A 26,002-nucleotide genomic window follows, 5' to 3' on the forward strand; every position below is an offset into this window, starting at 1 on the left:
GAAGCTCCTATAGGCTCTCGCGTACCCGGGTGTCTGGAAGGCAAGCTATGAGGCCCGACGGGCCCGGCGAAAGGGGTGCGCCGAAGAACTGTCGGTGGATCTGCCTAGGGTGCCTGCTATGACTGCTCATTCGGCGGGACTTCAACCCAGCTTCGACGACCTCGGCACTCCCCTGCATGAGGTCCGCTTCGTCGTGGTCGACCTGGAGACCACCGGTTCCAGCACCGAATCGTCCATCACCGAGATCGGCGCGGTCAAGGTGCAGGGCGGGGAGATTCTCGGCGAGTTCCAAACACTGGTGCGGCCCGATTCCCCCATCCCCGCGATGATCCAGGTGATGACGGGCATCACCAATCAGATGGTGGCGGGCGCCCCGCGCATCGAGCAGGTGCTCCCCTCGTTCGCGACCTTCGCCGCCGGCTGCGTGCTGGTGGCGCACAACGCGCGCTTCGACGTCGGCTTCCTCACGCGAGCCTTCGCAGAGGTCGGGCTTGCCTGGCCACGGCCCCAGGTGGTCGACACGGTGGCGCTGGCTCGTTGCGCTCTGCTGCGCGACGAGGTGCGCAACTGCAAGCTCGCCACTCTCGCTGCCCACTTCCAGGCCACCACCGTGCCCAATCACCGCGCGCTCAGCGACGCCCGGGCCACCGTCGACGTGCTGCACGGTCTGCTGGAACGGGTGGGCAACCTCGGCGTATCCACGCTGGAGGATCTGACGGAGTTCACGGCCAAGGTGTCGCCCGACCGAAGAGCAAAACGCACCTGGGCCACCGGGCTGCCCGAGAAGGCCGGCGTCTACTACTTCGTCCACGAGTCGGCCGACCCCCACAAACCCAAGACGGAGGTGCTCTACGTCGGCAAGTCGAAGTGCCTCCGACGCAGGGTGCGCTCCTACTTCACGGCCGCCGAGACCCGCCCTCGCATCCACGAGATGGTCCGGGTGGCCACCGGCGTGCGCTACGTCGAATGCGCCACCGAATTGGAGGCCGACGTGCGAGAACTCCGGATGATCGCGGCTTGGGCTCCGAGGTACAACCGCAAGTCCAAGAACCAGCGGGGACTCTCCTGGCTCAAGCTCACCGACGAGCCGTTCCCGCGGCTGTCCATCGTCCGGCAGGTCAAGGGGGATGCGACGGTGTTCGGCCCGTTCCGCGGCGCCGGAGCCGCCCGTGAAGCCGCCGCCACCCTGTACGACGCGTTCGCGCTACGACAATGCACGGGGCGTCTCTCCGCCCGCACCGCCTCTCCGGCCTGCGCGCTCGCGGAGTTGGGGCGCTGCTCCGCACCGTGTCAGCTCGGCGACGCCGCCCGGGACTATCCGCAGGTGGTGGCGCGACTGCGCGACGCGTGGGACCAGGACGTGCGTCCCGTGCTGCGGGGCTCCGCGGAACGGCTGGCCAAGCTGGTCGCCCAGCAGCGCTACGAGGAGGCCGGTGAGATCGCCGCGCGCATTCAGTCGTATTACCGCACCAGTCTGCGCTATCACCGGTTCCGTTCGATCGCCCGCTGCCCGCAGCTGGTGGCCGCGGCCCCGGGCGCGGCCGGCTGGGACATCCATGTGATCCGCTTCGGGAAGCTCGCCGCCGCCACCACCGCGCCGTCGTCACGGGTGCTCGACGCGGCCGCCGACGCCATCGCGACGGCAGAGACCGTGCCCCAGCCGCCGGCCGGGCTCCCCGCGGGCAGCGTCGAGGAATGCGGAAAAATCGCCGCCTGGCTCGAGCTTCCGGGAATCCGGTTGCTGGAGACAGACGGCGATTGGAGTTGGCCGGTCGGAGCAGGACTCCGACCCGAAGACCTTGCCCGGGAGCTACTGGGCGATCAGGCGACGGTGACCGAGGTGATGACCACCGGCTCCAGCGGGCGGTCGTAGCGGTCGGTGCGGGTGGTCGCGATGGCGTCCACCACGGCCTTCGAGGCCTCGTCGGTGACCTCGCCGAAGATGGTGTGACGACGGTTGAGGTGCGGCGTCTGGGTGACGGTGATGAAGAACTGCGAGCCATTGGTGCCGGGCCCGGCGTTGGCCATCGCCAGCAGGTAGGGACGGTTGAACTGCAGCTCGGGGTGGAACTCGTCGGCGAAGGTGTAGCCGGGGCCGCCACGGCCGTCGCCGCGCGGGCAACCGCCCTGGATCATGAAGCCGTCGATCACGCGGTGGAAGCCCAGTCCGTCGTAGAACGGCTCGGTGCTCTTCTCGCCGGTCTCCGCGTCCAGGTATTCCTTCGTGCCCTGGGCGAGGCCCACGAAGTTCGCCACCGTCTTGGGGGCGTGGTTCTCGAACAGCTCGATGACGATGTCACCGGAGGTGGTGTGCAGCGTGGCGGTGCTCACAAGCATCCTTTCTCATCCGGGGCACGGCCCCGAGGGTTGAGGTACTCGGAGCACTCTAGTGCCAATCCGCGGGTTCATCGATATGCGCTTGTCTGAACGTCTTTATTAGGTAGCGTTGAGCTTGCTCGAGCACGAGCCCTACAAAAACACTGGGAGGAACTTGTGAAGACGTCACAAGAGCTACGGAAGGCCGCCGCCGACTCCGCGTCTGCCGCCGCCGAGTACGGGCAGCACGCCCTCAAGGAGGGCCTGGAACTGGCCAAGGACGGCTTGGACCACGCCCAAGAACTACTGCAGCAGGCAACCGAGCAGGCCGCGCCTCTGCTCAAGGAGGCAAAGGTCCGCAGCGCGGACTTCGCCTCACGCCAGCTCGACGCTGCCGAGCCGCATATCAAGAGCGCTCTCGACAAGGTGACCCCTGTCGTCGAGGCCGCGAGGGAAAAGGTCTCCGACGAGATCCTGCCCAAGCTGCAGGACGCCCTGCACGCTGCAGCGGAGCATCCCGTCGTGGCTGCCCCCCTTGCCGCCGCGGGCATCGAGGTTGCCAAGCCCAAGAAGAAGTCCAAGCTCAAGGCCTTCGGCAAGGTTCTAGCCGTCGGCGCCCTGGTCGCCGGTGCATTGGCGGCTGTGCGGCACTTCCTCGCCCCCAAGGACGACGGGTGGACCGCCCACGAGCCGTCCCGCGCGTACGTCAACAACAATGACACCTTCGCCACCGCTGCGAAGGTCGCCACCGAAAGCGCGTCGGAGGAGCCCGAGCAGGAGCCGCAGCCGGCTCATGCCGCGTCCCCCGACGAGGAGGAGGCGATCAGCGAGATGCTGGCCGAGGGCGCGCCCGAGCAGGGGCAGACCTACGGAGAAGGCGCCTACCTTGGCACCGAGCCGCCCGAGGGCTTCACGATCAAGGGCAACGAGCGTTCCAAGAAATATCACCTGCCCGGCTCCGGTGGCTATGAGCGCACCAACGCAGAGGTCTGGTTCAACTCAGAGGAAGCAGCCGAGGCCGCGGGCTTCACCAAGGCCCAGCGCTGAGTTTCCCCTTACACACACCGTGCCGCCCCGATGACGTCGGGGCGGCACGGCCTGTTTTACCTGGTTTTCCCCAGGCTCGGGCTCCGAGGCTGGCCTCATGCCCCGGTCGACGGCTAGCCTCGCCGCATGTGGCCGACCGTCCTCCCCTCCGCATCGATCGTGGTGCCGGTGGCGGCGATGCTGGTCGCGGTGGTGGCGTCCGCCACGCTCGGATTCTTCGTCCCTCGCATCGCGCCGCCGGAGGCCTCTGACGAGCAGGATGAGCCGGCGCCTAACTACGCGTCGCTCGCCACCCGCGGTGCGGTCGTGGGGATCGGCGCGTTCACCTTCGCCGTCGCCTTGACGCTGTGGGTGGTGCCCGTCGCCTTCTGGCCGCTGTGGGTGCCCTATCTCGCGTTCGGCGCGCCGCTGGTCTACGTCGACCTGCGCACCACCTACCTGCCGAAAAGGCTGAGTGGGGTCATGCAGGGCGCGATGCTCGTCGGGTTGATCCTGACCGCACTGCTCTCCCCAAGCGGAGCCGTGGCCGCGGTGCTGGGCGGCGCGGCCTTCGCCGGCCTGTTCTGGCTGATCTGGCGGTTCAGCCGATCGTTCGGGTTCGGCGACGTGCGGCTCGCCGCTCCGGTGGGCGCTGTGGCGGCCGCCAGCGATGCGAACCCGCTCCTGGTCGTGCAGGGGTGGGTGCTGGCGTTGTTCGTCGGCACCCTGCTCGGAGCGGTCGCAGGCGTGGTGTGGAGCGCCATCCGGCGACGCCGGGGCGGCCCCTCCTACTTCCCGTACGGACCCTGGCTGTGGTTGGGACCGATCATCGCGCTGCCGCTCAGCGGTTGGTGAGCTCCACCCAGCGGTCCAGAGTCGCAGCCGCGGCTCCGGAGTCGATCGCCTCGCCCACTTCGTCGAGCAGGTCGGCCAGCTGGTCCTCCAGCGGAACCACATGGCTCACACCGCGGTAGGCCAGCAGGGCCGCCGACGCGTTCAGCACGGTGATGTCGCGCACGGCGTCGCGCTTGCCGGCCACCAGGTCGAGCACGACCTGAGCGTTGTGCGCGGGATCGCCACCCTGCAGGTCGGCTGGCGCTGCGGGCTTCATGCCGAGCCGCTGCGGATCGACCGACGTGCGGTGCACGCGACCGTCCGAGACCAGCCACACGTCCGACGACGACGTGGTGGTCAGCTCGTCCAAACCGTCGAACCCGCGGAACACCAGGCCGCGCGAGCCGCGCCCAGCGAGCACCCGCGCGATCACGGGCGCGACGTCGTCGTTGGCCACGCCCAGCGCCATGGCCAGCGGCCGGGCGGGGTTGGCGAGCGGGCCGAGGAAGTTGAAGGTGGTCTGGATGCCCAGCGCCTTGCGCACCCCGCCCACGTTCTTCATGGCCGGGTGGTACATCTGCGCGAAGAGGAAGACGATGCCCACCTCGTCGAGGATTCTCTGCTGCGACGCAGGCTGGGCCATCACGTTGACGCCGAGGGCCTCGAGAGTGTCGGCGGTGCCCGACATCGACGACGCGGCCCGCGAGCCGTGCTTGACCACCTTCGCTCCGGCGGCGGCGGCCACGATCGCGGCCATCGTCGAGACGTTGACGGTGTTCGCCCGATCGCCACCGGTGCCGACGATATCGACCGCCTCACGGTCCAGGCTGATCGGCAGGGCGTTGCTCAGCATCGCGTCCGCGAGGCCGACGATCTCGTCCTCGGTCTCCCCCTTGGCGCGCAGCGCCGTCAGGAGGGCGGCCACCTGCACGTCGGATGCCCGTCCGTTGAAGATCTCGTTGAGCGCCCAGGTGGCTGCTTCGACCTCCAGGCCCTCGCTGCGCACCAGACCCGTCAGGATCTCCGGCCACGAATGCGGCGACATCAGCCCACCTGCGCCAAACGGTCGCGCAGCAGGTTGGCGGCCTGCTCCGGCAGCTGGAAGGGATCGAGCGGGTAGGGGGCGACGGCGTCGGCGCGCGACCACGTGGCCAGCCAGGAGTCGACCTGACGCACCACGAGCAGCAGCACGGGCGGGCAGTTCGCCACCTCGTCCTTGACCTGGTAGGCCACGCCGAAGCCGCCGGCGGGGCGGGCCTCGCCGTCGAGGATCAGGAGGCTGTAGTTCTCGTCCGAGTCGAGCGCCTTCAGCAGCGCCGGCACGGTCGCCACCTCGAAGATCTCGATCTCGGCCAGATCGGCGGCGACCTTCCTCCCCAGCGTCAGCCGCACCTGCTCGCGCACCGTGCGATCGTCGGAGTAGAGCAGCACCTTCAGCGGCGCACCGGCTTCACTCATCTTGGATTCCTTCCTCCGGATGGGAGTCCTGTCCTGGGCCATCGTAGCGAGCGGCGGCGCGCTTGGCTTCTTCGGCCTCCTCCCTGTCCAGTGCGCGGTCGATCCGTTTCGCCTCGCGGTTCGAGTCCTTGATCCATTGGATGAAGATCAGCACCATCGCCGCGAGCATCGTGAGGTCGCCGGTGGCCCACATGAGACCGCCGGCGAGGTTCTGGTCGCGCAGCGGGCTCGGCCCCCAGGCGCGATCGAACGAGAGGTACCAGTCCTCGGCGATCAGGTTCTTCGATCCCATGATGATCACCCCGAGGAACGCATGGAAGGGCATGGTGAGGAGGAACAGCAGGATGCGGATCGGGTAGGGCATCTTGATCGGGACGGGGTCGACGCCGAGCAGCGGGAAGAAGAACAGGCACCCCATGGTGATCATCCAGAAGTGCAGCAGATCGTGGTGGACGTCGCTGCGCAGCGTGAGCTCGTACCAGCCGGTGAAGTAGAGCGCGAACGGCGTGCCGACCATGAAGGCCGTCGTCAACGGCGGGAACAGCAGCACTTTGGCGAATCGCGAGTGCAGCAGTCCCAGCAGCAGCTGTCGGGGTTTGGGCGCGAGGGTGCGCAGCGCCAGGGTCATGGGAGCTCCATAGACCAGGAACGGCGGCGCGATCATGGAGAACAACATGTGCTGGACCATGTGGATCCAGAACAGCACCGTGTCGTAGGCACCGATCGAACTGAACATCGCCACCGCGAGCACACCGAGCCCCAGCAGGAACAAAACGGTCCGGTGCATCGGCCAGCTGTCTCCGCGACGGTGCAATCGATGCACGCCGTAGAGGTAGAGTCCAGCGACGAGGAGCAGCATCAGAACCGGGAACCATTGGAAGTCCCAGGCAGTCAGATAACGCCATCCCTCCAACGGCGCGAGGGCGTCGTCGGGCTTGGCGTGAAGGGGAAGAAACTGGGGCAACGGGGCCGCGAGCATGTGCTGCATTATCCCACTGCCTTCCAAGAGATCGGAGGGGGGTGCCACTTAATCCTGTGAGTTGGCGTGACCTCGCAGCGTTTTGCCGCAATAATGACTGCGTGGTCACCAGCGAAGAGACAAAGGACGGCGCGCAGCAGCTCCCCTCCGGAGCCCTGCACCCCGTAGCCCGGCCCCGACTGAACAAGCCGAAGGGACGACCCGACACCCTGTCTGTGGGCGTCATCGTCTGGCTGGCGAGCGAGCTGATGTTCTTCGCCGCCCTCTTCTCGGCCTATTTCATGATCCGAGACATCACGTCCCAGGCGGCGGCGCCCGGGCAACCCACGCTCTGGGATGCCAGCACCGCGCACCTCGACGTGAAGTTCGCCGCGATCAACACCGCGATTCTGGTGTTCTCGTCGGTCACCTGCCAGATCGGCGCCAACGCCGCGGAGGCCGACCGTCCGAACGGCCCGTGGCTGAACCCCTTGAAGTGGGGCGTGCGCCAGTCGTTCATCATCACCGCCTTCCTGGGTTCGATCTTCCTCGCCGGCCAGGTGTGGGAGTACTTCAACCTGTTCCACGAGGGCTTCACCATCAGCACCAACGTGTACTGGTCGGCGTTCTTCCTCGCCACCGGCTTCCACGGCCTCCACGTGCTCGGTGGCGTGATCGCCTTCTGGTTCGTGATCGCCCGCTCCTACATGACCCGCACCCACACCCACGAGCAGACGGTCAGCGCGCACGTCGTGTCGTACTACTGGCACTTCGTCGACTTCGTGTGGATCGTGTTGTTCGGCGTCCTGTACTTCCTTCGATAGCCCCGAGACCTGGAGATCAATCGTGAAGAATCTCACCAAGCGTCGCAGGCACGCCGCAGCACGACCACTGCTGCTCGTGCTCGCCCTGCTGGTCATGGGATTGGCCTACGCAGGCCTCAGCCCGCAGACCAGTTCCGCGGAGACCGACATGACCCAGCAGGTCGAGGAGGGCAAGGCCATCTTCGACACCACCTGCTCCAGCTGCCATGGCCTTGGCGGCGAGGGCACCTCGAAGGGCGTGTCGCTGATCGGCGTCGGCGCGGCCTCCGTTCACTTCCAGATGGGCACCGGCCGCATGCCGGCCAACCGTCCCGAGGCGCAGATCCCCGCCGGCCCCGTCAAGTACAACGCTGAGCAGATCGAGGCGGTGGCCGCCTACGTCGCCGGTTTCGGCCCCGGCCCGGCCATTCCTGAGGAGAGCCAGTACTCCCCGGAGGGCCTGACCGAAGAAGAGATCGCCCGTGGCGGTGCGCTGTTCCGCGCGAACTGCTCGGCCTGCCACGGCATCATCGGCGGCAGCGGCGCCATGCCCAACGGCAAGTACGCCCCGTCGCTGGCGGATACCGAGCCCATCCACATCTACGAGGCGATGCGCTCCGGCCCTCAGCAGATGCCCACCTTCTCCAAGGACGTGATGACCGATCAGTCCGTGCGCGAGATCATCGGCTACCTGCAGGAGGCCCATGAGCAGCCGCGTCACGGCGGCCTGGGCATGGGTGACGCCGGCCCGGTCTCGGAAGGTTTCTGGGTGTTCGTTCTCGGCATCGGCGGTCTTTCCTTGATCGCAACCTGGATCGCGAAGAAGGGGGCACGCGCCCGATGAGCAATCACAACCTCCCCGTGAAGGATCCGGAGCTGGGGCAGCCGCTGGCCAACCCCGGACTGGAGGAGCACGTCGAGCGCTTCACCGATGTCGACGAAGGCGCCGGAAACCGCGCCTATCGCACGATCCTCGCCATGTTCGGCGTGGTTCCGCTGCTCGCGATCACCTTCGTGGTGTGCTACTTCGCCATCCCGCGCGACGCGAACATCAACATCACCATCAGCGGCGCCCAGCTGATCTACGCCAACGCGCACACCGTGACGCTCGGCCTCACCGGCGGCCTCGCCGTACTGCTGATCGGCCTGGCCTGCGTGCAGTGGGCCCGAGTGATCATGGGCGACGACGAGAGCGTCGAGGAGCGACACAGCGCAGGCTCCGACGACGAGACCCGCGCCATCGCTCTCCAGAAGCTGGAGGACGGCATCGAGCAGTCCGGCGTGCGTCGTCGCCCCCTGATCCTCGGAGCACTGGGCGGCGCGGTCGGGATCTCGCTGGTTCCGGCCGTGGTGATGCTGGCCGACATGGGCCCCTGGCCCACCAAGGAGACCCGTCGCCGCACCATCGAGCGCACCATCTGGGCCGAGAACATCCGCCTCGTGCAGGACGGCACCTGGAACCCGATCAAGGCCTCCCACATTGAGATCGGCCAGCTGGTCAACGCCCAGCCGGAGAACCTGCACGACCTGCACGGCGCCGATCATCATCGCGAGAGCGCGAAGTCGGCCATCATCGTGGTGCGGATGGACCCAGAGTCCATCCGGATTCCCGAGTCGCGCAAGGACTGGCACGTGAGCGGCATCCTGGCCTACTCCAAGATCTGCACCCACGTCGGCTGCCCCATCTCGCTGTGGGAGCGTCAAACCCACCACCTGCTGTGCCCGTGCCACCAATCGACCTTCGATCTGGGCAACTCCGGCAACGTGGTCTTCGGGCCTGCCGCCCGCGCGCTGCCTCAGCTGCCGATCACCGTCGACGACGAGGGCTACCTTGTGGCCCAGTCCGACTTCACGGTGCCGGTGGGCCCCAGCTATCCCGAGCGCGACTCGCGCAACGACTTCCAGGAAGGTGACGAGTGATGGCCAAGCCCACCACGACGGCTCCTGACGCGCCGGTCCTTCACGAGAACCGTCCTGCCGAGCCCAAGAAGAGTTCTCCCGTCGGCGGCCTCGCCACCTGGGCCGATGAGCGCATCGGTTTGGGCAAGCTCGGCAAGGCCGGCCTGCGCAAGGTCTTCCCCGACCACTGGTCGTTCCTGCTGGGTGAGATCGCCCTCTACTCCTTCATCGTGCTGCTGATCACGGGTGTGTTCCTCACCATCTGGTTCAAGCCGTCGATGGCCGAGGTCGAGTACGCCGGCTCGTACCAGCTGATGAAGGGCCTGCCCGTGTCTGAGGCGTTCGCGTCGACGCTGGCCATCTCCTTCGACATCCGCGGCGGCCTGCTGGTGCGCCAGATCCACCACTGGGCGGCCCTGCTGTTCGTGGCGGCCGCCTTCGTGCACGCGCTGCGCGTGTTCTTCACCGGCGCCTTCCGCAAGCCGCGCGAGGTCAACTGGCTGATCGGCATCGGCCTCATGTCGATGTCGCTGATCGCCGGCTTCGCGGGCTACTCGCTGCCCGACGATCTTCTCTCCGGCACCGGCCTGCGCTTCGTCGACGGCCTCATCCGGTCGATCCCGATCATCGGCACCTGGGCGGAGTTCTTCGTCTTCGGCGGCGAGTTCCCCGGCACCCTCGTGATCCCGCGCCTCTACATGGTGCACATCCTGCTGATCCCCGGTCTCCTGCTCGGTCTGGTCTCCGCGCACTTGGCGCTGGTGGTCTACCACAAGCACTCGCAGTACCCGGGCCCGGGTCGCACCGACAACAACGTGGTCGGCTACCCCGTCTTCCCGGTCTACGCGGCCAAGGCCGGCGGCTTCTTCTTCATCGTCTTCGGCGTTCTGGTGCTGTTCGGCGGCCTGTTCCAGATCAACCCGATCTGGCTGTATGGCCCCTACGATCCGGCCAAGGTCACCGCCGGTTCACAGCCCGACTGGTACATGGGCTGGGTCGAGGGCGCGGTGCGCATCATGCCCGGCTGGGAGTCCCATTTGGGCGGAACCACCTGGTCCTGGAACATCTTCCTGCCCGGCGTGGGACTGATGGGTCTGCTGTTCGTCGGACTCGCGCTTTATCCGTTCATCGAGAGCTGGCTGACCGGCGATGATCGTGAGCATCACATCCTCGACCGCCCGCGCAACGTGCCCACCCGAACCGCTTTCGGCGTCGCGGGCATGACCTGCTACGCGATGTTCTGGCTGGCGGGCGCCAACGACATCATCGCGGTGTGGTTCCACCTCAGCCTGAACGCGATCACCATCTTCATGCGGGTCGCCATCTTCGTGGCCCCGGTGATCGCCTTCATCCTCACCAAGCGGATCTGCCTGTCGCTGCAGCGGGCCGACCGCGAGCGCGTGCTGCATGGCTCGGGCACCGGCTCCATGATGCGCACGCCCGAGGGCGGGTACTACGAGAACCACGCTCCCATCAGCGAGGACGAGGCTTTCACCCTCACCCAGCATCCGCAGTACACGCCGCTGGAAGCCAGTTCGGGCCTCGACGAGGACGGTTTCGCCTCCGGCAAGAAGGTCTCGAAGCTGCGCGCACGGCTGTCTCAGTGGTACCTCGGCAAGGACATTCCGAAGCCGTCGACCACCGAGATCGAGGACGCGCTCAGCCACGGCCACGACGATCACGCGGTCGAGGACGGCAAGCACCGAGCCGAACTGCACTGATTCACACCTGACAAAGGGCCCAGTCATCATGGCTGGGCCCTTTTTCGACCCCACGCTCCTTGAGGCGCGAGCGAAGCGAGCCTCGAAAGGCGCCGAGCAGCAGACGTGTGGGTTTCCAGGTCTGAGCCGTTAAGCTATGGCCCGTGCGTTTTCTCAATGGCGAACCTGCCTACGACCTGACCTATAGCGACGTCTTCATGGCGCCCAGTCGCTCCGCGATCACGTCGCGACTCGACGTCGACCTCACGTCGACCGATGGCCTGGCCACCCCCACCCCGCTGGTGGCGGCCAACATGACGGCCGTCTCCGGTCGCCGGATGGCGGAGACGATGGCCCGCCGCGGCGGCCTCGCGATCTTCCCGCAGGATATCCCCGCCGACGTGGTGGCCAAGTCGATCGCCAAGGTGAAGGCCGCTCCCACCGTCTTCGACACCGCCGTCACCGTCTCCCCCACCACCACGGTGGGCGAGACCCTGAGCCTGATCGCCAAGCGTTCGCACGGAGTGGCCGTGGTGGTCGACGATCAGTTCAAGGTGGTGGGCCTCGTCACTCCGGCCGACGCCGCAGACAGCGACCGCTTCGCTCAGGCGAAGGACGTGATGTCCACCGACGTGAGCACCGTCTCCCCCACCGCCACCCCCAACGACGTCTTCGACACGCTGAGCGCCCAGCACCAGAAGGTGGCCATCGCCACCGACGACGAGGGCCGGCTCGTCGGCCTGATGACGCTGAAGGGCGCGCTGCGCTCCACCATCTACGCGCCCGCGCTCGACCACCTTGGCCGCCTGCGCACCGGCGTCGCGGTGGGCATCAACGGCGACGTGGCCAGCAAGGTGCGCGCCGCGCTCGATGCCGAGGCCGACGTGCTGGTGATGGACACCGCGCACGGCCATCAGGAGAAGATGATCGGTGCTCTGGCCACGGCTCGGCAGGTTCGGGATGCCTTTGAGACCGAGACCGGCCGTCGGATCCTGATCGTCGCCGGCAACGTCGTCACCGCCGAGGGCTGCCACGACCTGATCGAGGCCGGAGCCGACATCCTCAAGGTGGGCGTCGGGCCCGGCGCCATGTGCACCACCCGGATGCAGACGGGCGTCGGCCGCCCGCAGTTCTCCGCGGTGCTCGAATGCTCGGCCGCAGCGCGCGAGCACGGCAAGGCCGTGTGGGCCGACGGCGGCGTCCGCCATCCCCGCGACGTCGCCCTCGCGCTCGCCGCCGGGGCCGGCTCCGTGATGATCGGCTCCTGGTTCGCGGGCACCCACGAATCCACCGGCGACCAGCTCGTCGACCACCAGGGCCGGACCTACAAGGAGTCCTTCGGCATGGCGTCGGCCCGCGCGGTGCAGCAGCGCACCCGCGAGCAGTCCGCTTACTCGCGGGCGCGCGCCGCGCTGTTCGAGGAAGGCATCTCCCAGTCGCGGATGTATCTAGATCCGCGTCGCCCCGGCGTCGAAGATCTGCTCGACTGGATCACCTCTGGCGTGCGGTCGTCGTGCACCTATGCCGGCGCCCGCAGCCTGCCCGAGTTCTCGCAGCGCGCCGTCGTCGGCGTGCAGTCGGGTTCCGGCTATGAGGAAGGACGCCCGCTCGACCGGAGCTGGTGAACCTGCATGAATATCGGCGCGGCCTTCCGTGGGTTCTTCGGGCTGGACGACGACTACGTGCGGCCCGCACCGAAGAACCCGTGGCCGGCCGACATCCTGATCGCCGTCGTGCTGATGGTGGTCTCGGTGGCCACCCTTCTCCAGCTCCAGCAGATCCCCGAGGCCATCGAGTACGCCCCGCTAGGCCCCGGCCTTCTCGCCATCTTCACCGGAGGCGCCCTCATCGCGCTGCGGCGACGCTTCCCCATCACGGTGCTCCTGCTCGGGAGCGGCGCCCACTTCATTCTGATCGGTGTACTGGTTCCGCTGGTGGCGAGCATCGCCGGCATGCAGGTGCTGTACTTCTTCGGCATCTACACAGCCATGGCCTATGCCCGCCGCCGCGACACCCTGATGCTGGCGACGGTCGCCGTGCTGGCCTCGATGGCGGTCTGGCTGCTCGTCTCCGACGCCTACACGCGCACGGTGCTGGGTGAGATTCCCGGCGGTTGGTACTACTTCGCCACCGTGACGCTCAACACGGCCTACTTCGGCGCGGCCTTGTTCCTGGGACGTCAGTCCTGGCAGCAGGCGAAATCCGAGGACGAGTTGCGCCGCTCGCGCGAGATGGTGCGCCTGCAGGGCGAGCAACTCGCGCACCAGGCGGTGCTGGCCGAGCGGCTGCGCATCGCGCGCGACCTGCACGACTCCGTCGCCCATCACATTTCCCTGATCGGTGTGCAGACCGCTGCGGCACGACGCGCGATGGCCAGCCGTCCGGAACTGGCCTCCGAGGCGATGCAGGAGGTGGAGGAGCTGTCCCGGGGCGCCGTGCAGGAGCTGCGCGGCCTGCTGGGGTCGCTACGCGATGTCGGACCCGACGGCGAGAACGCCTCGCTGGGCAGTCTCGAACAGCTGTGCGCCGAGGCTGACGGTTCCGGCCTGCAGGTGCGCTACGACCTCGTCGGGGATCCTGCCTCGCTCGGCTCCTTGACGCCGACGCAGGCCAGCAGCCTGCTGCGCATCGCCCAGGAGGCGCTCACCAACGTGCGTCGCCATTCCACCGCCGACGAGGCCCGCGTGGTGCTTCGCATCAGTGAGGACACCGTCGAGCTCGAGGTGACCGACAACGGCATGCCGGTGCCCGGCACCACCGGCTCCGGGCTGGGCCACGTGGGCATGCGGGAGCGCATCTCCGCGCTCGGCGGCCAGCTGGACGTCGGCCCGCGAGCCACCCGGGGCTACCGGGTCCGCGCCTCCTTCCTTCGAAAGGCATCAGCATGATCCGCGTCGCCCTGGTCGATGACCAGGCCCTGATCCGCAAGGCGTTCGCGCTCATGCTCAGCGTCGAGGACGACATCGAGCTGGTCGGCGAGGCGTCCGACGGGCACGAGGCCATCGCGCTCGCGGCTCGCACCGCGCCGGACGTCATCCTGATGGACATCCAGATGCCTCGCGTCGATGGGCTCACCGCGACGCGCGAGATCCGCGCCGGGGGCAGATCGCAGGTGATCGTGCTCACCACCTTCGATCGCGACGACTACCTCTTCGAGGCGCTCGAGGCCGGCGCGGCCGGCTTCCTGCTCAAGAACTGCGAGCCCGAGCGGCTGCTGGAGGCCATCCGCACCGTCGCCGACGGCGGTGCCCTGCTGGCTCCCGAGGTCACCCGCCGGGTGATCGCCCAGGCCGTGCATGGCCGTCGCGAGACCACTCCCCACCCCGCGCTGGACCACCTGACGGCCCGCGAGCGCGACGTGTTGACCGCCATGGCCAAGGGCTTGAGCAATGCCGAGATCGCCGAGGAGCTGGTCGTGAGCGAGGCGACCGTGAAAACCCACGTCTCGTCGTGCCTCACCAAACTCGGCGTCCGCGACCGCGTCCAGGCCGTGATCTTCGCCTACGAGCATCACGCTCTTTGAGGTGCGAGGAACGAGCCTCGAAAAGAGCGACCGCCACCTTCGGCAGAGACTATTTTCCACACAGAGCCTCATCCTTTCGACGGAGAAACCCGTCGGACAACTTCGCTCGGTCGGCCGATGCGCCGACCAGCCTCCACCCGGCACTCTGGAGGCATGCTAGAGATATCCCATGTCACCCGCAGATTCGGGCAGCTGACGGCACTCGATGATGTGAGCTTCACCGTCCCCGACGGACAGTTCACGGGATTCGTCGGAGGCAACGGCGCCGGCAAGACCACCACCATGCGCATCGTGATGGGGGTTCTCGCGCCCACAGCGGGCGAGGTGCACTGGAACGGGTCTCCCGTCACCGCCCGCGACCGCGCCGAGTTCGGCTACATGCCCGAGGAACGGGGCCTCTACCCGAAGCAGCCCATCCTCCCCCAGCTCGCCTACCTGGGCGAGCTGCACGGCATGGCACCCAAGGAGGCGCGTGAGGCCGCCCAGGCCCTGCTCGAGCGCTTCAACCTTGGCGACCGCACCCGCGACAAGCTGGAGAAACTCTCGCTGGGCAACCAGCAGCGCGTGCAGATCGCCGGTGCGGTCATCGCGAGCCCGAAGGCGCTGATCCTGGACGAGCCCTTCAGCGGCCTGGATCCCGACGCCGTCGAGGAGATGTTCGCCCTGCTCACCGAGTTCACCCGCCGCGGCGTGCCAGTGCTGTTCTCGTCCCATCAGCTGGAGCTGGTGGAGCGGCTCTGCCACCAGATCGTGATCCTGCGCAAGGGTCAGGTGCTGGCGGCGGGCAGCGTCGAAGAACTGCGCAGTTCCGGGCCGATCCGGCACAGCCTGGTCACCGCCGGCGACCTCGGCTGGCTGCGCGGCGAGGCCGGCGTCACCGTGATCGACGTCGATGGTCCGCGCGCGCAGGTGGAGTTCGCCGACGACGAGGCAACTCAGCGCATCCTGGCCGAGGCCATGGCACGCGGCCCCGTCCACTCCTTCGGGCCGATCGTGCGGCCCCTCAGCGACTTCTATCGAGAGGTGACCCGATGAGTACCACCCAGACCGCCCCGCATCCCGCACGCCGCCCGTGGCTGATCGTCGCCAAGCGCGAGATCATGGCCCAGATCACCGACAAGGCGTTCTGGATCGGCACCCTCAGCACGATCGGCATCGTGATCGTCGCCTTCCTGGCCAGCGCCTGGCTGAACAGCGGCGACAGCAGCAGCATCGTCGCCGTGGACAGCGACGACGGTGCCGCTGTCGTCGCCCTCGCCAACCAGAGCGGGGTTCCGGCCGAGGCGCTGCGGGTGTCGTCGGAGGAGCTGACCGCCACGGTGGTCAGCGGCGACGCCGACGCCGGCCTCAGGTTCGTGGCAGGAGAGGGCTGGCAGCTCGCGGTCAAGAATCCCACCAGGGCTCCCATGCTCAACGACGCCGTGCGCAGCTTCCAGATCGAGCGCAATGCCGAGGCCCAAGGAGTCGATGCCTCCGCGATCCTGACCGACACCGTGCTGGCTTTCGTGCCAGTGGGCGGCGACGAGAACGAGGCCGGCGCGGTCATGATCGCCACCTTCGCCTTCGCCATCTTGTTCATGATGGTGGCGATCACCTACGGCATGCAGATCGCGCAGTCGGTGGTGACGGAGAAGGAGTCGCGCATCGTCGAGATCCTCGCCGCCGCCGTGCCGATCCGGCATCTGCTCACTGGAAAGGTGGTCGGCAACTCGATCATGGCGCTCGGGCAGGTGGTGCTGATCGTGGCGACCGCGCTGGTGGGCATGTCCTTCAGCGAGTACAGCTCGATGATCGCCATCATGGCCCCCGTCGTCAGCTGGTTCGTGGTGTTCTTCCTGATCGGCTTCGCGTCACTGGCCTGCCTATGGGCGGCCGCCGGCTCGATGGCCACCCGAGTGCAGGATCTCAGCCAGACCACGACTCCACTCACGATGGTCCTGATGATGGTCTACATGGTCGGCATGTTCGCCAGCGGCACCACCGCCCAGGTGATGAGCTACGTACCGATCGCCTCCGCCGTCGTGATGCCCGGCCGCCTGCTCCAGGGCGAGGCCACTTGGGTGCATGCCCTGGCATCGCTGGCCGTCTCCGTCGCATTCATGGCGGTGGCCATCTGGGCCGGCTCCAAGATCTACCGTCGCGGCCTCCTCCAGACCAACAGCGTGATGCGCTACAAGGAGGCCTTCGCGAAAGCAGAATGACGCTCTTTGAGGTGCGAAGGCCCCAGGGGCGCACTTCGAGACGCTCGTACCTCGCTCCTCAGCACCCGGACGAGCCCTGGGGCCGAAGCCTCGAAAAGAGCCAGCGCGACACGACAGGGCGGCCCAGCCACAGCACCCGTGGCTGGGCCGCTTCTTTGCCTAACGCGGGCTCTTTTCGAGGCTCCTTCGTCGCACCTCAAAGAGCGTGAGTTCGCTCAATACCGCCCACCCAGCGCGCGGACCAAACCGTCCCTGGCCGTCTTCGTCGCGTACTTCGTGGACACCTTCGCGGGGTACTCGACGGTGATCGCCGCTCCCTTGTAGTTTTTGTTGTACCACTGCGTCATGGTGCCGTGGCAGCCGCCGTAGCAGGAGAACTCCTTGGCGGGCAGCCCGAGGTGCGTCACCAGCGCCTTCTGCAGCCTCCCGACCTTCCGCTCACCGGTGTCGACTCCATTCAGCGGTTGATGCAGCCCCACCACCTTGTCGGGCTTGGTCTTGGTCAGGAAGGCCCTCAGCGCCCGCGTCTCGGGCTCCGACGCCGCCTTGGGCCCGCTCCACTTGCGCCCCTTCTTGCTCTTCTCCCACGCGGTAGGCCAGTTCCGGTTGAGATCGACGCCGCGTGCGTTCACTCGCGTGTTCGCCCCGTTGCCGTCGGGGTTGACGGTGAGGATCACCCAGAGCGAGATGCCCTTGACGGTGCGCGGGTCGTCGATCAGCGCCCGAGCGGTCTTCACGCCGGCCTTCTCATCGCCATGGATCTGCCCGATCACCACCGCCGACGTCGACGCACGCGGGTCACCGACCTGATAGGCATAAAAGTCGAGCCCCTCCACCGACGTGCCCACCTTGACCCTCGACACGTACGACTTCTTCGACGGCTTCGCCCCGGCGAAAGACGTGTGGTCGACGTCGCCCCAGACCACTCGTCCGCCGTACACGATCTGCAATCGCCCGGCGCTGACGGTGCCGGTGTGCTTCAGCTTGGCCCCCTTCTTCACAGTGTCGAAGACCGTGCTGGAGGTGGACGAGCGGAACAACGTGATCTTCTCGGCAACCTCCACCGTCGTCTTGGCCAGCGGCAGGCTAGCGATCTTGCTGCTGGTGTTCTCTACCCAGATCACCTTGTCGGAGCGCACCACTTCGAGACGTCCCTTGGACACCACGCCCGTGTACCGCAGCGCCGCTCCCTTACTGACCTTGCCCGACGACTTCTTCGCCGTCGCCGACGGATACACCTCGACGCTGCTGGCCACCACTTCTTTGACGCCAATGGTCTTCGGCAGCCGAGCTGCCTGGGCAGGAAGAACCCCGGCCCCCATGACCAGCAGCCCAGCCAGCATCGTCGCCAGCACCATCACCGCACGTCGTAGTCCCCTACCCATGTCCTTCACCCCTTCGTGAACTTTCACGGCGCCCATACCTACTGAAGCGAGCCAGGCCGAGATTCGGTTGCGAAGAGTCAAGACCGAGAGCGTGACAGCTACGCTCTCTGAGGTGCGGAGGCACCGGTCGAGGAACACGCCCCAAAGCCTCAGCGCGGGGCAGAAAGCGGAGCGTTCTGTACAGGCTCACTGGCGCTAGCACCTCAAAAGAGCATAACCGCTGCACCTCTTCGAGGTAGCTCGCATGGCGGGTTTTCATCAGAGACGTCGGACGGCGCGACAAAAGTGTGACAGCCGCTCAACCTGCCCGAGCATCCCTTGGCGGGTCGTTGGTGTGTGCTCGCTCCGTTCGTGGTCGGCGCCTGGTGGTGCCTTGGGTCGTGACGCGGTACCGGTAGCCGAGCGGGCTTCGCCACTCCAACTCCCCAGGGCCGACCTGATCGAGAACCCAGTAGCCGGCGGTTTTCGCGCGATGCGCACGACGATTCAGCGGGGCAAGGTTCCCGATCCCCGTCTGCCCCCTGACACCGGCCCGATAAGGGATGGTGTGATCCAGATCCAGCTTCCCGGACGGCCAACCCGAGTAGGGGAACATGTCGGTGGGGAACGCCAACGTCACCGCCCGCCGCATCCGCACGCTCGGCACGTACTGGTCTTCCGGCTCCAGCCTGGGCAGATCGATCACCGGCTGGATCGTGATCTTGGTACCGAGCCCTTCACCCAGCAACTCGGCCAGCAGCGCGGTGGTGATGTGGCCGGCTTTCTCGATCCGCGCCACACCATCCAGGTTCCCGAGCGCGTCGGAGTGGATATGCACCGCGATCCCGAGTGCGGGTCGTAGGTTCGTGGGCGGGGTGGTGATGGTTCCGCAGTGATGCGACGCGTAGTGGTGCGGGTCGAACCGCGACGCATCGGCCGGGTCCGGGAACCAGCCGGCATCCGCCGTCCACCCGGTGACCCGGCGCGGATCCTCAACGATCTGCTCCGACGGATACAACCTGCTTACCGGCACCACAACCGCGTCCGGATCGCGCATCGTCCCCGCAGAACGGCACAAGCCTTGCGTCACAGCCCGGTGCGGATCCTTGACGAGCTGCTCGGACGGGCAGAGGTCCTCCGCTGCGGTCCCGGCTAGGGCCACAACCTGCGGCAGCTGGACCCCCGAGATGGTGTCCTGCCGGTGGCAGATGCTCTGCGCTGTGCCGTGGTCGACCTGTTCGACCTCGGGCAGCATCGGTTGTGCATGCTGCAACAACATGGTGGCGTAGGCGGGGTTCGCCAGGATCCCCACCGCTTTCGCCCGACGCTGCGCCACCGTCAGCTCTGGATACTGGCCTTCGATCAGAGCGGCGATCTCGCCCAGCCGGGTATCCAGATAACGAGCATCCAGCACGTCGAGTTTCCCGGTCAGATTCATCACACCCTCATGGAGGCCCCACAACCACACTCCACGCTCCCCACGAGCCCGCCGTTCCTGCTCCTCCGCGAGCTGCCTGTCGGCCTGGATGATCAACTTATCCAGCAGATTGAACGCAGCCTTCCAGCCCAGCTTCCCCTGAGAGGCGAGCCACAACGTCGTCACATGTTCAGCAGTCATTGGATGCAGATCCGCGCACCGCCGCGCCGCAAAGAGTGCCCGGGCCGCGTCGAGTTGAAGGGTGAGGGTGGCGTCGAAGAGCTGCGGATGCCGATACTTCACATTCAACGCATCAGCGAGTTTCATCGCCGCCGCCCGCGGCGTGCAGCCCAGCAGAGCACCGATCTCCAGCGACACGTACTGCGACACCAACGGGGTACCCTCGCCGGCGACCCGTACATCGTCATCGACCAGGATCTCGTGGAGTTCTGCTTCATCCAGACAATAGGACTCCGCCAGATCACACAACGCCACCACCACATCGGCTTCCGCCCGACGACGCGCCTCGTCCGCGACCTCCAGCCGCCGGGCGGCTGTACTCGCGGAACGAGACTTGGTGCTGTTCATACCCCAAACACTACGGGCCGGGTCTGACAGTTCTGGCCCCTGACAAGCCCCGATAGAGTCTTATTCGGATAACAGTTCGATAACAATCCTCGCGTGAGGCAGGGCTCCTGCCCGACCCTGCGCTCGCTCTCCTCGAGGCTCCGCTGCGCTCCGCACCTCGAAGAGCGTTCCTCCCCCAATCCTGCCCTTCGGGTACCAGCCAGCTCTCCTCGAAGAGCGTTCCTCCCCCCATCCTGCTCTTCGGGTGACAGCCAGCTACCCTCGAGGCTCCGCTGCGCTCCGCACCTCGAAGAGCGGGGAATGCGAAAGGGCCGCTCCAACAAGGAGCGGCCCTCTCGTCGGTTCAGAGACTCAGTGCTTGTAGTCGCCGCGGTAGAACTGGAACAGCCACCCGCTGAGCGCCCAGACGCCGATACCCATGCCGAGCAAGGAGATCCAGGCCTGGTGGAGGGCCGGGCCGAGGGCGATCACGGCCACGGTGACAGCGCACCAGAAGGGCCAGATCGACGACGGGGCGAAGAAGCCGTAGTCGCCGGCTCCTTCGACGATCTCGCCGTCCTCACGATCCTCGGGACGAGGATCGAAGGTGCGAGCGGTGATCGTCAGGTAGCCCGCGATCATGGCACCGAGGACGAAGGTGAAGGCCAGCACGACGGTGCCGACGATCTCGCCGGAGATGAACCAGTAGGCGGGGGTGACGATCGCGAAGAAGATCGCGATGAACCAGAAGATCCACTTCTCGGTGTTCACTTGGCGGCTCCTTCCACAGAGGCCTTCGGGGTGCGATCGAGCAGCTCACCGGGATCGTTGTCGTGATCCTCGGGCTCACCGGCCAGCTCGGGCCGGACGGCGTCTAGCGCCGGGCTGATCGAACGGATGCGCGGCAGCGAGTCGAAGTTGTGCCGAGGCGGCGGGCAAGAGGTGGCCCACTCGAGCGAGCGGCCCCAGCCCCACGGATCGTTGACCTCGACCTTGGGCGACTTGCGGGTGATCCACACGTTCCAGGCGAAGGGCAGCATCGAGATGCCCAGCATGAACGCGCCGAAGGTGGACACCTGGTTGAGGAAGGTGAAGCCCTCCCAGGCGCCGTAGTCGGCGATCCGTCGCTGCATGCCCTCGACGCCCAGCCAGTGCTGCACGAGGAAGGTGAGGTGGAAGCCGAGGAACAGCGTCCAGAAGTGCACCTTGCCCCAGCGCTCGTTCAGCATCTTGCCGGTGAACTTGGGCCACCAGTAGTAGAAGCCGGCGAACATCGCGAACACCACTGTGCCGAACAGCACGTAGTGGAAGTGGGCGACGACGAAGTAGGTGTCGGACACCTGGAAGTCGAGCGGCGGGCTGGCCAGGATGACGCCGGTGAGACCGCCGAAGAGGAAGGTCACCAGGAAGCCGATGGCGAACGTCATCGACGTGTTCATGGTGAGCGAGCCGCGCCAGATGGTGCCGATCCAGTTGAAGAACTTCACGCCCGTCGGGACGGCGATCATGAAGGTCATGAAGGAGAAGAACGGAAGGTTCACCTGGCCGGTGACGAACATGTGGTGCGCCCACACCGACACCGACAGTGCGCCGATGGACAGCGTCGCGAACACCAGGCCGTAGTAGCCGAACACCGGCTTCTTCGAGAATGCCGACAGCACCTCGGTGATGATGCCGAAGAACGGCAGCGCGATCACGTACACCTCGGGGTGGCCGAAGAACCAGAACAGGTGCTGCCACAGGATGGGACCACCGCTGGCGGCGTCGAGGATGTGCGAGCCGAGGATGCGGTCGGACTCCAGCACCAGCAGACCGGCAGCCAGCACCGGGAACACGATGAGGATCATCATCGAGGTGACCAGGATGTTCCAGGTGAAGATCGGCATCCGGAACATCGTCATACCAGGAGCGCGCATGCAGATGATGGTGGCGACGAAGTTCACCGCACCGAGGATCGACGAGAGGCCGAGCAGGTACAGGCCCATGATCCACAGATCGTGACCGAAGCCCGGGGAGTGCAGCGACGTCGACAGCGGGGCGTAGGCGAACCAGCCGAAGCTGGCGGCGCCGTCGGGGCTGAGGAAGCCGCTGCAGGCCATGACCGAGCCGAACAGGTAGACCCAGTAGGAGAACGCGTTGACGCGCGGGAACGCGACGTCAGGAGCACCGATCTGCAGCGGTACCAGCGCGTTGGCGAAGCCGGCGAACATCGGCGTCGCGAACATCAGCAGCATGATCGTGCCGTGCATGGTGAAGAACTGGTTGAACGTCTCGTAGTTCATCAGCTGCATGCCGGGGCTGGCGAGCTCGGCGCGGATGCCCAGTGCGAGCACGCCGCCGATACCGAAGAAGATCAGCGCCGTGAAGAAGTACATGTTGCCGAGCGTCTTGTGGTCGGTTGTCGTCAGGTACTTCATGGCGCGGGCCCCGAAGGTGTGGGGCACGACGGGGGTCTCAGTGGAGCCGGGGTTCAGCATCATTCGTGCTCCTCGTTGATTGCCGCGGGGATGACCTGGGAGTAGTCCTTGGGTGGCACATACTCACCGGTTGCGCCCTCCGCGACCATTTCCTTGAGCTTGGCCTCGTACTCCTCCTCCGTCACCACGTGCAGGTGGAAGAGCATGGCCGAGTGGTAGGTGCCGCAGAGTTCCGCGCACTTACCGGTGTAGTCACCCAGCTTGTTGGGGGTGACGTCGAAGGAGTTGGTGACGCCGGGAATGACGTCGAGCTTGGTGTAGAACTCGGGGATCCAGAAGGAGTGGATCACGTCCACCGACTCGAGGTTGAACCGGACCCTCTTGTTGATGGGGAGGTACAGATCGGGCAACTGCTCCATGGTGCCGCGTTCGTGCACCACCGCGCCGACCGCGGGGTTGTCCTGCTCCATGTAGTTGAACGTCCACGACCACTTCTGACCGATCACGTTCACCTGCAGGTCGGGCTCTTCGCTCTGGTCGAGCATCCCGTCGGCGGCCTTCATCGTGTAGAAGAACATCACGCCGATGATCAGGAAGGGCACCAGGGTGTAGAGCAGCTCCAGCGGCAGGTGGTACTTGGTCTGCCGGGGGGCCGTGTTGTCGCCGTCCTTGCTGCGGTAGCGGAACACCGACCAGCCGATGAGACCCCACACCAGGAGGCCGATCACCAGCGAGGCGATCCAGGCCCCAACCCAGAGATTGCCCACATGAGGGGCCTGCTCAGAAGCAGCCTCCGGAAGACCGAAGCGGGCCCCTTGACCGGAGCACCCGGCGAGGCCCAGCAGGGTCAGCGCGGATGCACCCGCGATCGCAAGGGATCGGCGCCGTGTGGCCGGCACTCGATGATCACTCACCACAGTTGCCCTTCTGTCGTCATCGTCCTGGCGTGGGGCAGGCCCCGGAACGCCATACCTGTTCTCCAGGTACCCTAACGCATTTACGCCACCCCGGCTGACGTGAATCAGCGAGGGTGGCGTAAAATCACGGGCCGCTTGGCCCAGGAGAGGCTTTCAGCCCTTCAGAAGGCTCAGTGGAAGGAATCTCCACACGCACAAGAGCCGCCGGCGTTGGGGTTGTCGATCGTGAAGCCCTGCTTCTCGATGGTGTCGACGAAGTCGATGGAGGCCCCGCCCAGGTAGGGCGCGCTCATCCTGTCGGTGACGACGACGACGCCGTCGTAGTCGCTCGCGATGTCGCCGTCGAGCTGGCGGTCGTCGAAGTACAGCTGGTAGCGCAGACCGGAGCAGCCACCCGGCTGCACGGCGATGCGGAGCAGCAGGTCGTCGCGACCCTCGGCATCCAGCAGGCTGCGGACCTTCTGCACGGCGAAATCGGTCAGGGTGACGCCAGCGGCGTCGATCTGGGTATCGGTCACGCTTTACTCCCAAAGAACTTGTATGTGTGACAGGCGCCGCCCATTCTACGCCTTGTGTCCGGAACGCCAACCGAAGGCCGTTCCTGTTCTCCAGAAGCTCACCACGTCCAGGTGGCGGCGAGCTGTGCGGCCACGCGCACGAGATCGGCCTTCGTGGGTTCGTCGGCGGCGCCCGCCGGCACGAGACCCGAGGCAGACTCGATGCCGGCCAGCCTCAGCTCGCGTGCGGAGACGAAGTTCCGGCCCACGACGGCGACCACCGGCCGCAGCGCTTCCTCCCCCATCGCCGCCACGCGTTTCACGATCGGTCCGCCGACGGCATGGAAGTCGAGGAGGTGGGCACCGGTCACCACGAGATCGGCTTGGCGCATGGTGGCGGTGAGACCCAACAGGCCTGCGGTCACGGTGATTCCGTCGACGACCTTGGCACCGAGCGCGATCAGCAGCAGCCCCAGGCCGCCAGCCGCACCGCAGCCAGGGCCGTCCTCGAGGCCGAGTTGCGTCAGCCAGGCCTCGGCGCGCGCGTCGGCCTCCAGCACCTGGCGGATGTCCATGCCTGCGGCGCGTCCCGCGGTGGAGGCCAACCCGGACAAGCCGGTGAGGGGACGGGCGGCCTCGTCGTCCGCGACCACCGCCATCAGCTCGAGAGACGCGGTGGCGCTCCGCGCCTTCTTCAGTGCGACGCTCGGGTCTGGGTCGAAGGCCGCCAACAACTCGCGGCCGAGATCCTCGACGTCCAGGCCCGTCAGATCGACGACGTAGCGCCCGGCGGGAAGACCGGACAACCTCGATCCGAGCGTGGACACCGACTCCGGGACGATCACCTCCACGTCGCGAACCGGAGCCAGCGCGTCGACCAAGGACTCTCCCCCGACGCCCAGCACCGCGACCGCTACCTGGGCGCCGGCCTGGTGGAACGCCGACGCGACCACCTCGGACGCCTCGCGGGCGCTCAAGCCCGCGATAGCGTCGCAGGAGACGACAACCTTCAAGACTGGCGCGGATGCACGTCGGGAATGATCCCGAAGTACTCGGAGACCGACTCCAGCACCAGGCGCACCTCATCGACGGTGGAGTCGAGGTCGGGCAGCACGAGATCCGATTCGACGATCACGTCGTCGGGCACCTGCGTGCCGAGTTCCTGGATGGCGTCGAACAAGCCCTGGAGCGCGGCAGTGACGCCTTGCTGGTCGTTGCGCGCCGCGGCGCCCTCCAGCTGCTCGTCGAGATCGTTGAGAGCGCGGAGATCCTCGGGTTCGATCACCCACTGGCCGTAGCCCATGATGCGCACGATCATGCGGGCCGCCCCTCACCCTGCTCGGCGGCGGCCGCTTCGGGCGCGGCCTCGATCTCGGGACGCGCGGCAGGTCCGCCGGTGAGCTGGGCCTTCATGGCGGCCAGCTCGTTCTCGACGCTGGAGTCGGCGGCAAGCGCGTCGAGCTGGCGGGTGATGTCGTCGCCGCCGATGCCCGTGGCATCCTCCAGGGCGCCGCTGGCGATCAGCTCGTCCACGGCAGAGGCGCGGGCCTGCAGCTGCATCGTCTTGTCCTCGGCGCGCTGGATGGCCAGGCCGATGTCGCTCATCTCCTCGGACATGCCGGTGAAAGCCTCGTTGATCCGGGTCTGCGCCTCGGCGGCCGAGTAGGTGGCCTTGATGGTCTCCTTGCGGGTGCGGAACGCGTCGACCTTGGCCTGCAGACGAGCGCTGGCACGCACCAGCTTCTCCTCCTCAGCCTGCAGCTGGGCATGCTGCGCCTGAAGATCGGCGAGCTGGGTCTGGATGCCGGACTTGCGCGTCAGCGCCTCGCGGGCCAGATCCTCGCGACCCGACTCCAGCGCGCGCTGAGCGGCGAGCGTCAGGCGCTCCACCTCGGAGTTCAGCTTGTTGGCCTGCAACTCGATCCGCTTCCGGCTGGTGGCGACGTCGGCCACACCACGGCGCACGTTCTGCAGCAGCTGCAGCTGACGCTCGTAGGAGTAGTCCAGCGTTTCGCGGGGATCCTCGACCTTGTCCAGGGCCTTGTTGGCCTTCGACTTGAAGACGAGTGCGATGCGTTCAAAAATGCCAGCCACAGGCTTGTCCT

Annotated in this window: 25 protein-coding genes; 12 read left to right on the forward strand and 13 right to left on the reverse strand. The window is 66.8% G+C overall.

The window, feature by feature from the left end; genetic code table 11:
* Positions 1-118: 118 nt before the first annotated feature.
* Positions 119-1,873 carry a DEDD exonuclease domain-containing protein gene (locus P0D62_RS00560; protein ID WP_275700667.1) on the forward strand — a complete coding sequence of 585 codons (1,755 nt, stop codon included), beginning with the start codon at positions 119-121 and terminating at the stop codon, positions 1,871-1,873.
* On the opposite strand, the gene P0D62_RS00565 is transcribed toward P0D62_RS00560, so the two are convergent.
* On the reverse strand, positions 1,822-2,337 hold the full coding sequence (locus P0D62_RS00565; RefSeq protein ID WP_275700668.1) for a peptidylprolyl isomerase: 516 nt from the start codon (positions 2,335-2,337) through the stop codon (positions 1,822-1,824). The two genes, P0D62_RS00560 and P0D62_RS00565, sit on opposite strands and share 52 nt — an antisense overlap.
* A gap of 156 nt (positions 2,338-2,493) precedes the next feature.
* On the opposite strand from P0D62_RS00565, the gene P0D62_RS19085 reads away from it, so the two are divergent.
* Together P0D62_RS19085 and P0D62_RS00575 are read left to right on the forward strand one after the other, a co-directional pair.
* A complete protein-coding gene (locus tag P0D62_RS19085; RefSeq protein WP_319946971.1) occupies positions 2,494-3,363 on the forward strand; it encodes a sunset domain-containing protein in 870 nt (289 codons plus the stop codon).
* A gap of 126 nt (positions 3,364-3,489) precedes the next feature.
* Positions 3,490-4,197: a prepilin peptidase gene (locus P0D62_RS00575; RefSeq protein ID WP_275700669.1), complete on the forward strand. Its 708-nt coding sequence runs from the start codon at positions 3,490-3,492 to the stop codon at positions 4,195-4,197.
* Here the strand turns inward: P0D62_RS00575 and trpD are convergent.
* The 3 genes from trpD to P0D62_RS00590 are packed head-to-tail and all read right to left on the reverse strand — an operon-like array spanning position 4,184 to position 6,622.
* Positions 4,184-5,221 carry an anthranilate phosphoribosyltransferase gene (gene trpD / locus P0D62_RS00580; protein ID WP_275700670.1) on the reverse strand — a complete coding sequence of 346 codons (1,038 nt, stop codon included), beginning with the start codon at positions 5,219-5,221 and terminating at the stop codon, positions 4,184-4,186. The two genes, P0D62_RS00575 and trpD, sit on opposite strands and share 14 nt — an antisense overlap.
* Positions 5,221-5,634 carry a response regulator gene (locus P0D62_RS00585; RefSeq protein WP_275700671.1) on the reverse strand — a complete coding sequence of 138 codons (414 nt, stop codon included), beginning with the start codon at positions 5,632-5,634 and terminating at the stop codon, positions 5,221-5,223. The genes trpD and P0D62_RS00585 overlap by 1 nt, the downstream gene beginning before the upstream one ends.
* Positions 5,627-6,622, reverse strand: coding sequence for a cytochrome c oxidase assembly protein (locus P0D62_RS00590; protein ID WP_275700672.1), 996 nt, complete (start codon positions 6,620-6,622; stop codon positions 5,627-5,629). Before P0D62_RS00590 ends, P0D62_RS00585 begins: the two co-directional genes overlap by 8 nt.
* A 92-nt stretch (positions 6,623-6,714) precedes the next feature.
* On the opposite strand from P0D62_RS00590, the gene ctaE reads away from it, so the two are divergent.
* From ctaE to P0D62_RS00635, 9 genes are all read left to right on the forward strand, one after another.
* Positions 6,715-7,416, forward strand: a complete 702-nt coding sequence (ctaE, locus tag P0D62_RS00595) for an aa3-type cytochrome oxidase subunit III (protein WP_455153212.1) — start codon at positions 6,715-6,717, stop codon at positions 7,414-7,416.
* A 22-nt stretch (positions 7,417-7,438) separates the two neighbouring features.
* The gene (gene qcrC, locus P0D62_RS00600) at positions 7,439-8,239 is read left to right on the forward strand and encodes a cytochrome bc1 complex diheme cytochrome c subunit (RefSeq protein ID WP_275700673.1); all 801 of its coding nucleotides are present in this window, start codon (positions 7,439-7,441) and stop codon (positions 8,237-8,239) included.
* Positions 8,236-9,315 (forward strand): cytochrome bc1 complex Rieske iron-sulfur subunit, encoded by a 1,080-nt coding sequence (gene qcrA, locus P0D62_RS00605; RefSeq protein ID WP_275700674.1) that lies wholly within the window; start codon positions 8,236-8,238, stop codon positions 9,313-9,315. Before qcrC ends, qcrA begins: the two co-directional genes overlap by 4 nt.
* Positions 9,315-11,015 (forward strand): cytochrome bc1 complex cytochrome b subunit, encoded by a 1,701-nt coding sequence (gene qcrB / locus P0D62_RS00610; protein WP_275700675.1) that lies wholly within the window; start codon positions 9,315-9,317, stop codon positions 11,013-11,015. Before qcrA ends, qcrB begins: the two co-directional genes overlap by 1 nt.
* Before the next feature lie 143 nt (positions 11,016-11,158).
* A complete protein-coding gene (locus P0D62_RS00615; protein ID WP_275700676.1) occupies positions 11,159-12,619 on the forward strand; it encodes a GuaB1 family IMP dehydrogenase-related protein in 1,461 nt (486 codons plus the stop codon).
* Between the two features lie 6 nt (positions 12,620-12,625).
* Positions 12,626-13,882 carry a sensor histidine kinase gene (locus P0D62_RS00620; protein WP_275700677.1) on the forward strand — a complete coding sequence of 419 codons (1,257 nt, stop codon included), beginning with the start codon at positions 12,626-12,628 and terminating at the stop codon, positions 13,880-13,882.
* Positions 13,882-14,517 (forward strand): response regulator, encoded by a 636-nt coding sequence (locus P0D62_RS00625; protein WP_275700981.1) that lies wholly within the window; start codon positions 13,882-13,884, stop codon positions 14,515-14,517. Before P0D62_RS00620 ends, P0D62_RS00625 begins: the two co-directional genes overlap by 1 nt.
* Positions 14,518-14,670: 153 nt before the next feature.
* Positions 14,671-15,552, forward strand: coding sequence for an ABC transporter ATP-binding protein (locus P0D62_RS00630; protein ID WP_275700678.1), 882 nt, complete (start codon positions 14,671-14,673; stop codon positions 15,550-15,552).
* On the forward strand, positions 15,549-16,718 hold the full coding sequence (locus P0D62_RS00635) for an ABC transporter permease (RefSeq protein ID WP_275700679.1): 1,170 nt from the start codon (positions 15,549-15,551) through the stop codon (positions 16,716-16,718). Before P0D62_RS00630 ends, P0D62_RS00635 begins: the two co-directional genes overlap by 4 nt.
* Before the next feature lie 215 nt (positions 16,719-16,933).
* Here the strand turns inward: P0D62_RS00635 and P0D62_RS00640 are convergent, their stop codons facing one another.
* The 9 genes from P0D62_RS00640 to P0D62_RS00680 all read right to left on the reverse strand — a co-directional run bounded on the left by P0D62_RS00640 (position 16,934) and on the right by P0D62_RS00680 (position 25,991).
* Complete coding sequence (locus tag P0D62_RS00640; RefSeq protein WP_275700680.1) at positions 16,934-18,130, reverse strand: M14 family zinc carboxypeptidase; 1,197 nt, start codon at positions 18,128-18,130, stop codon at positions 16,934-16,936.
* Between the two features lie 271 nt (positions 18,131-18,401).
* On the reverse strand, positions 18,402-20,087 hold the full coding sequence (locus P0D62_RS00645) for a 13E12 repeat family protein (protein WP_275700681.1): 1,686 nt from the start codon (positions 20,085-20,087) through the stop codon (positions 18,402-18,404).
* 351 nt (positions 20,088-20,438) lie between these two features.
* Positions 20,439-20,837, reverse strand: coding sequence for a cytochrome c oxidase subunit 4 (locus P0D62_RS00650; RefSeq protein WP_275700682.1), 399 nt, complete (start codon positions 20,835-20,837; stop codon positions 20,439-20,441).
* Positions 20,834-22,546, reverse strand: coding sequence for an aa3-type cytochrome oxidase subunit I (gene ctaD / locus P0D62_RS00655; RefSeq protein WP_406708201.1), 1,713 nt, complete (start codon positions 22,544-22,546; stop codon positions 20,834-20,836). The genes P0D62_RS00650 and ctaD overlap by 4 nt, the downstream gene beginning before the upstream one ends.
* Positions 22,543-23,397 carry an aa3-type cytochrome oxidase subunit II gene (ctaC, locus tag P0D62_RS00660; protein WP_455153213.1) on the reverse strand — a complete coding sequence of 285 codons (855 nt, stop codon included), beginning with the start codon at positions 23,395-23,397 and terminating at the stop codon, positions 22,543-22,545. The genes ctaD and ctaC overlap by 4 nt, the downstream gene beginning before the upstream one ends.
* Positions 23,398-23,570: 173 nt before the next feature.
* Positions 23,571-23,918 carry a HesB/IscA family protein gene (locus P0D62_RS00665; RefSeq protein ID WP_275700683.1) on the reverse strand — a complete coding sequence of 116 codons (348 nt, stop codon included), beginning with the start codon at positions 23,916-23,918 and terminating at the stop codon, positions 23,571-23,573.
* 98 nt (positions 23,919-24,016) lie between these two features.
* Positions 24,017-24,910: a glycerate kinase gene (locus tag P0D62_RS00670; RefSeq protein ID WP_275700684.1), complete on the reverse strand. Its 894-nt coding sequence runs from the start codon at positions 24,908-24,910 to the stop codon at positions 24,017-24,019.
* Positions 24,907-25,215, reverse strand: a complete 309-nt coding sequence (pspAA, locus tag P0D62_RS00675; RefSeq protein WP_275700685.1) for a PspA-associated protein PspAA — start codon at positions 25,213-25,215, stop codon at positions 24,907-24,909. The genes P0D62_RS00670 and pspAA overlap by 4 nt, the downstream gene beginning before the upstream one ends.
* Positions 25,212-25,991 (reverse strand): PspA/IM30 family protein, encoded by a 780-nt coding sequence (locus P0D62_RS00680; protein WP_275700686.1) that lies wholly within the window; start codon positions 25,989-25,991, stop codon positions 25,212-25,214. The genes pspAA and P0D62_RS00680 overlap by 4 nt, the downstream gene beginning before the upstream one ends.
* Positions 25,992-26,002 lie beyond the last annotated feature (11 nt).

Source organism: Tessaracoccus caeni (assembly GCF_029211185.1).
GTDB lineage: Bacteria > Actinomycetota > Actinomycetes > Propionibacteriales > Propionibacteriaceae > Arachnia > Arachnia caeni.

What these genes read in the sequence shown, in the direction of transcription:
- pspAA (WP_275700685.1), bottom strand. Translation starts at nt 25,215, where the DNA reads ATGATCGTGCGCATCATGGGCTACGGCCAGTGGGTGATCGAACCCGAG.
- P0D62_RS00560 (WP_275700667.1), top strand. Translation starts at nt 119, where the DNA reads ATGACTGCTCATTCGGCGGGACTTCAACCCAGCTTCGACGACCTCGGC.
- P0D62_RS00585 (WP_275700671.1), bottom strand. Translation starts at nt 5,634, where the DNA reads ATGAGTGAAGCCGGTGCGCCGCTGAAGGTGCTGCTCTACTCCGACGAT.
- trpD (WP_275700670.1), bottom strand. Translation starts at nt 5,221, where the DNA reads ATGTCGCCGCATTCGTGGCCGGAGATCCTGACGGGTCTGGTGCGCAGC.
- ctaD (WP_406708201.1), bottom strand. Translation starts at nt 22,546, where the DNA reads ATGATGCTGAACCCCGGCTCCACTGAGACCCCCGTCGTGCCCCACACC.
- P0D62_RS00575 (WP_275700669.1), top strand. Translation starts at nt 3,490, where the DNA reads ATGTGGCCGACCGTCCTCCCCTCCGCATCGATCGTGGTGCCGGTGGCG.
- qcrA (WP_275700674.1), top strand. Translation starts at nt 8,236, where the DNA reads ATGAGCAATCACAACCTCCCCGTGAAGGATCCGGAGCTGGGGCAGCCG.
- P0D62_RS00620 (WP_275700677.1), top strand. Translation starts at nt 12,626, where the DNA reads ATGAATATCGGCGCGGCCTTCCGTGGGTTCTTCGGGCTGGACGACGAC.
- P0D62_RS00630 (WP_275700678.1), top strand. Translation starts at nt 14,671, where the DNA reads ATGCTAGAGATATCCCATGTCACCCGCAGATTCGGGCAGCTGACGGCA.
- P0D62_RS00635 (WP_275700679.1), top strand. Translation starts at nt 15,549, where the DNA reads ATGAGTACCACCCAGACCGCCCCGCATCCCGCACGCCGCCCGTGGCTG.
- P0D62_RS00645 (WP_275700681.1), bottom strand. Translation starts at nt 20,087, where the DNA reads ATGAACAGCACCAAGTCTCGTTCCGCGAGTACAGCCGCCCGGCGGCTG.
- qcrB (WP_275700675.1), top strand. Translation starts at nt 9,315, where the DNA reads ATGGCCAAGCCCACCACGACGGCTCCTGACGCGCCGGTCCTTCACGAG.
- P0D62_RS00590 (WP_275700672.1), bottom strand. Translation starts at nt 6,622, where the DNA reads ATGCAGCACATGCTCGCGGCCCCGTTGCCCCAGTTTCTTCCCCTTCAC.
- P0D62_RS00565 (WP_275700668.1), bottom strand. Translation starts at nt 2,337, where the DNA reads ATGCTTGTGAGCACCGCCACGCTGCACACCACCTCCGGTGACATCGTC.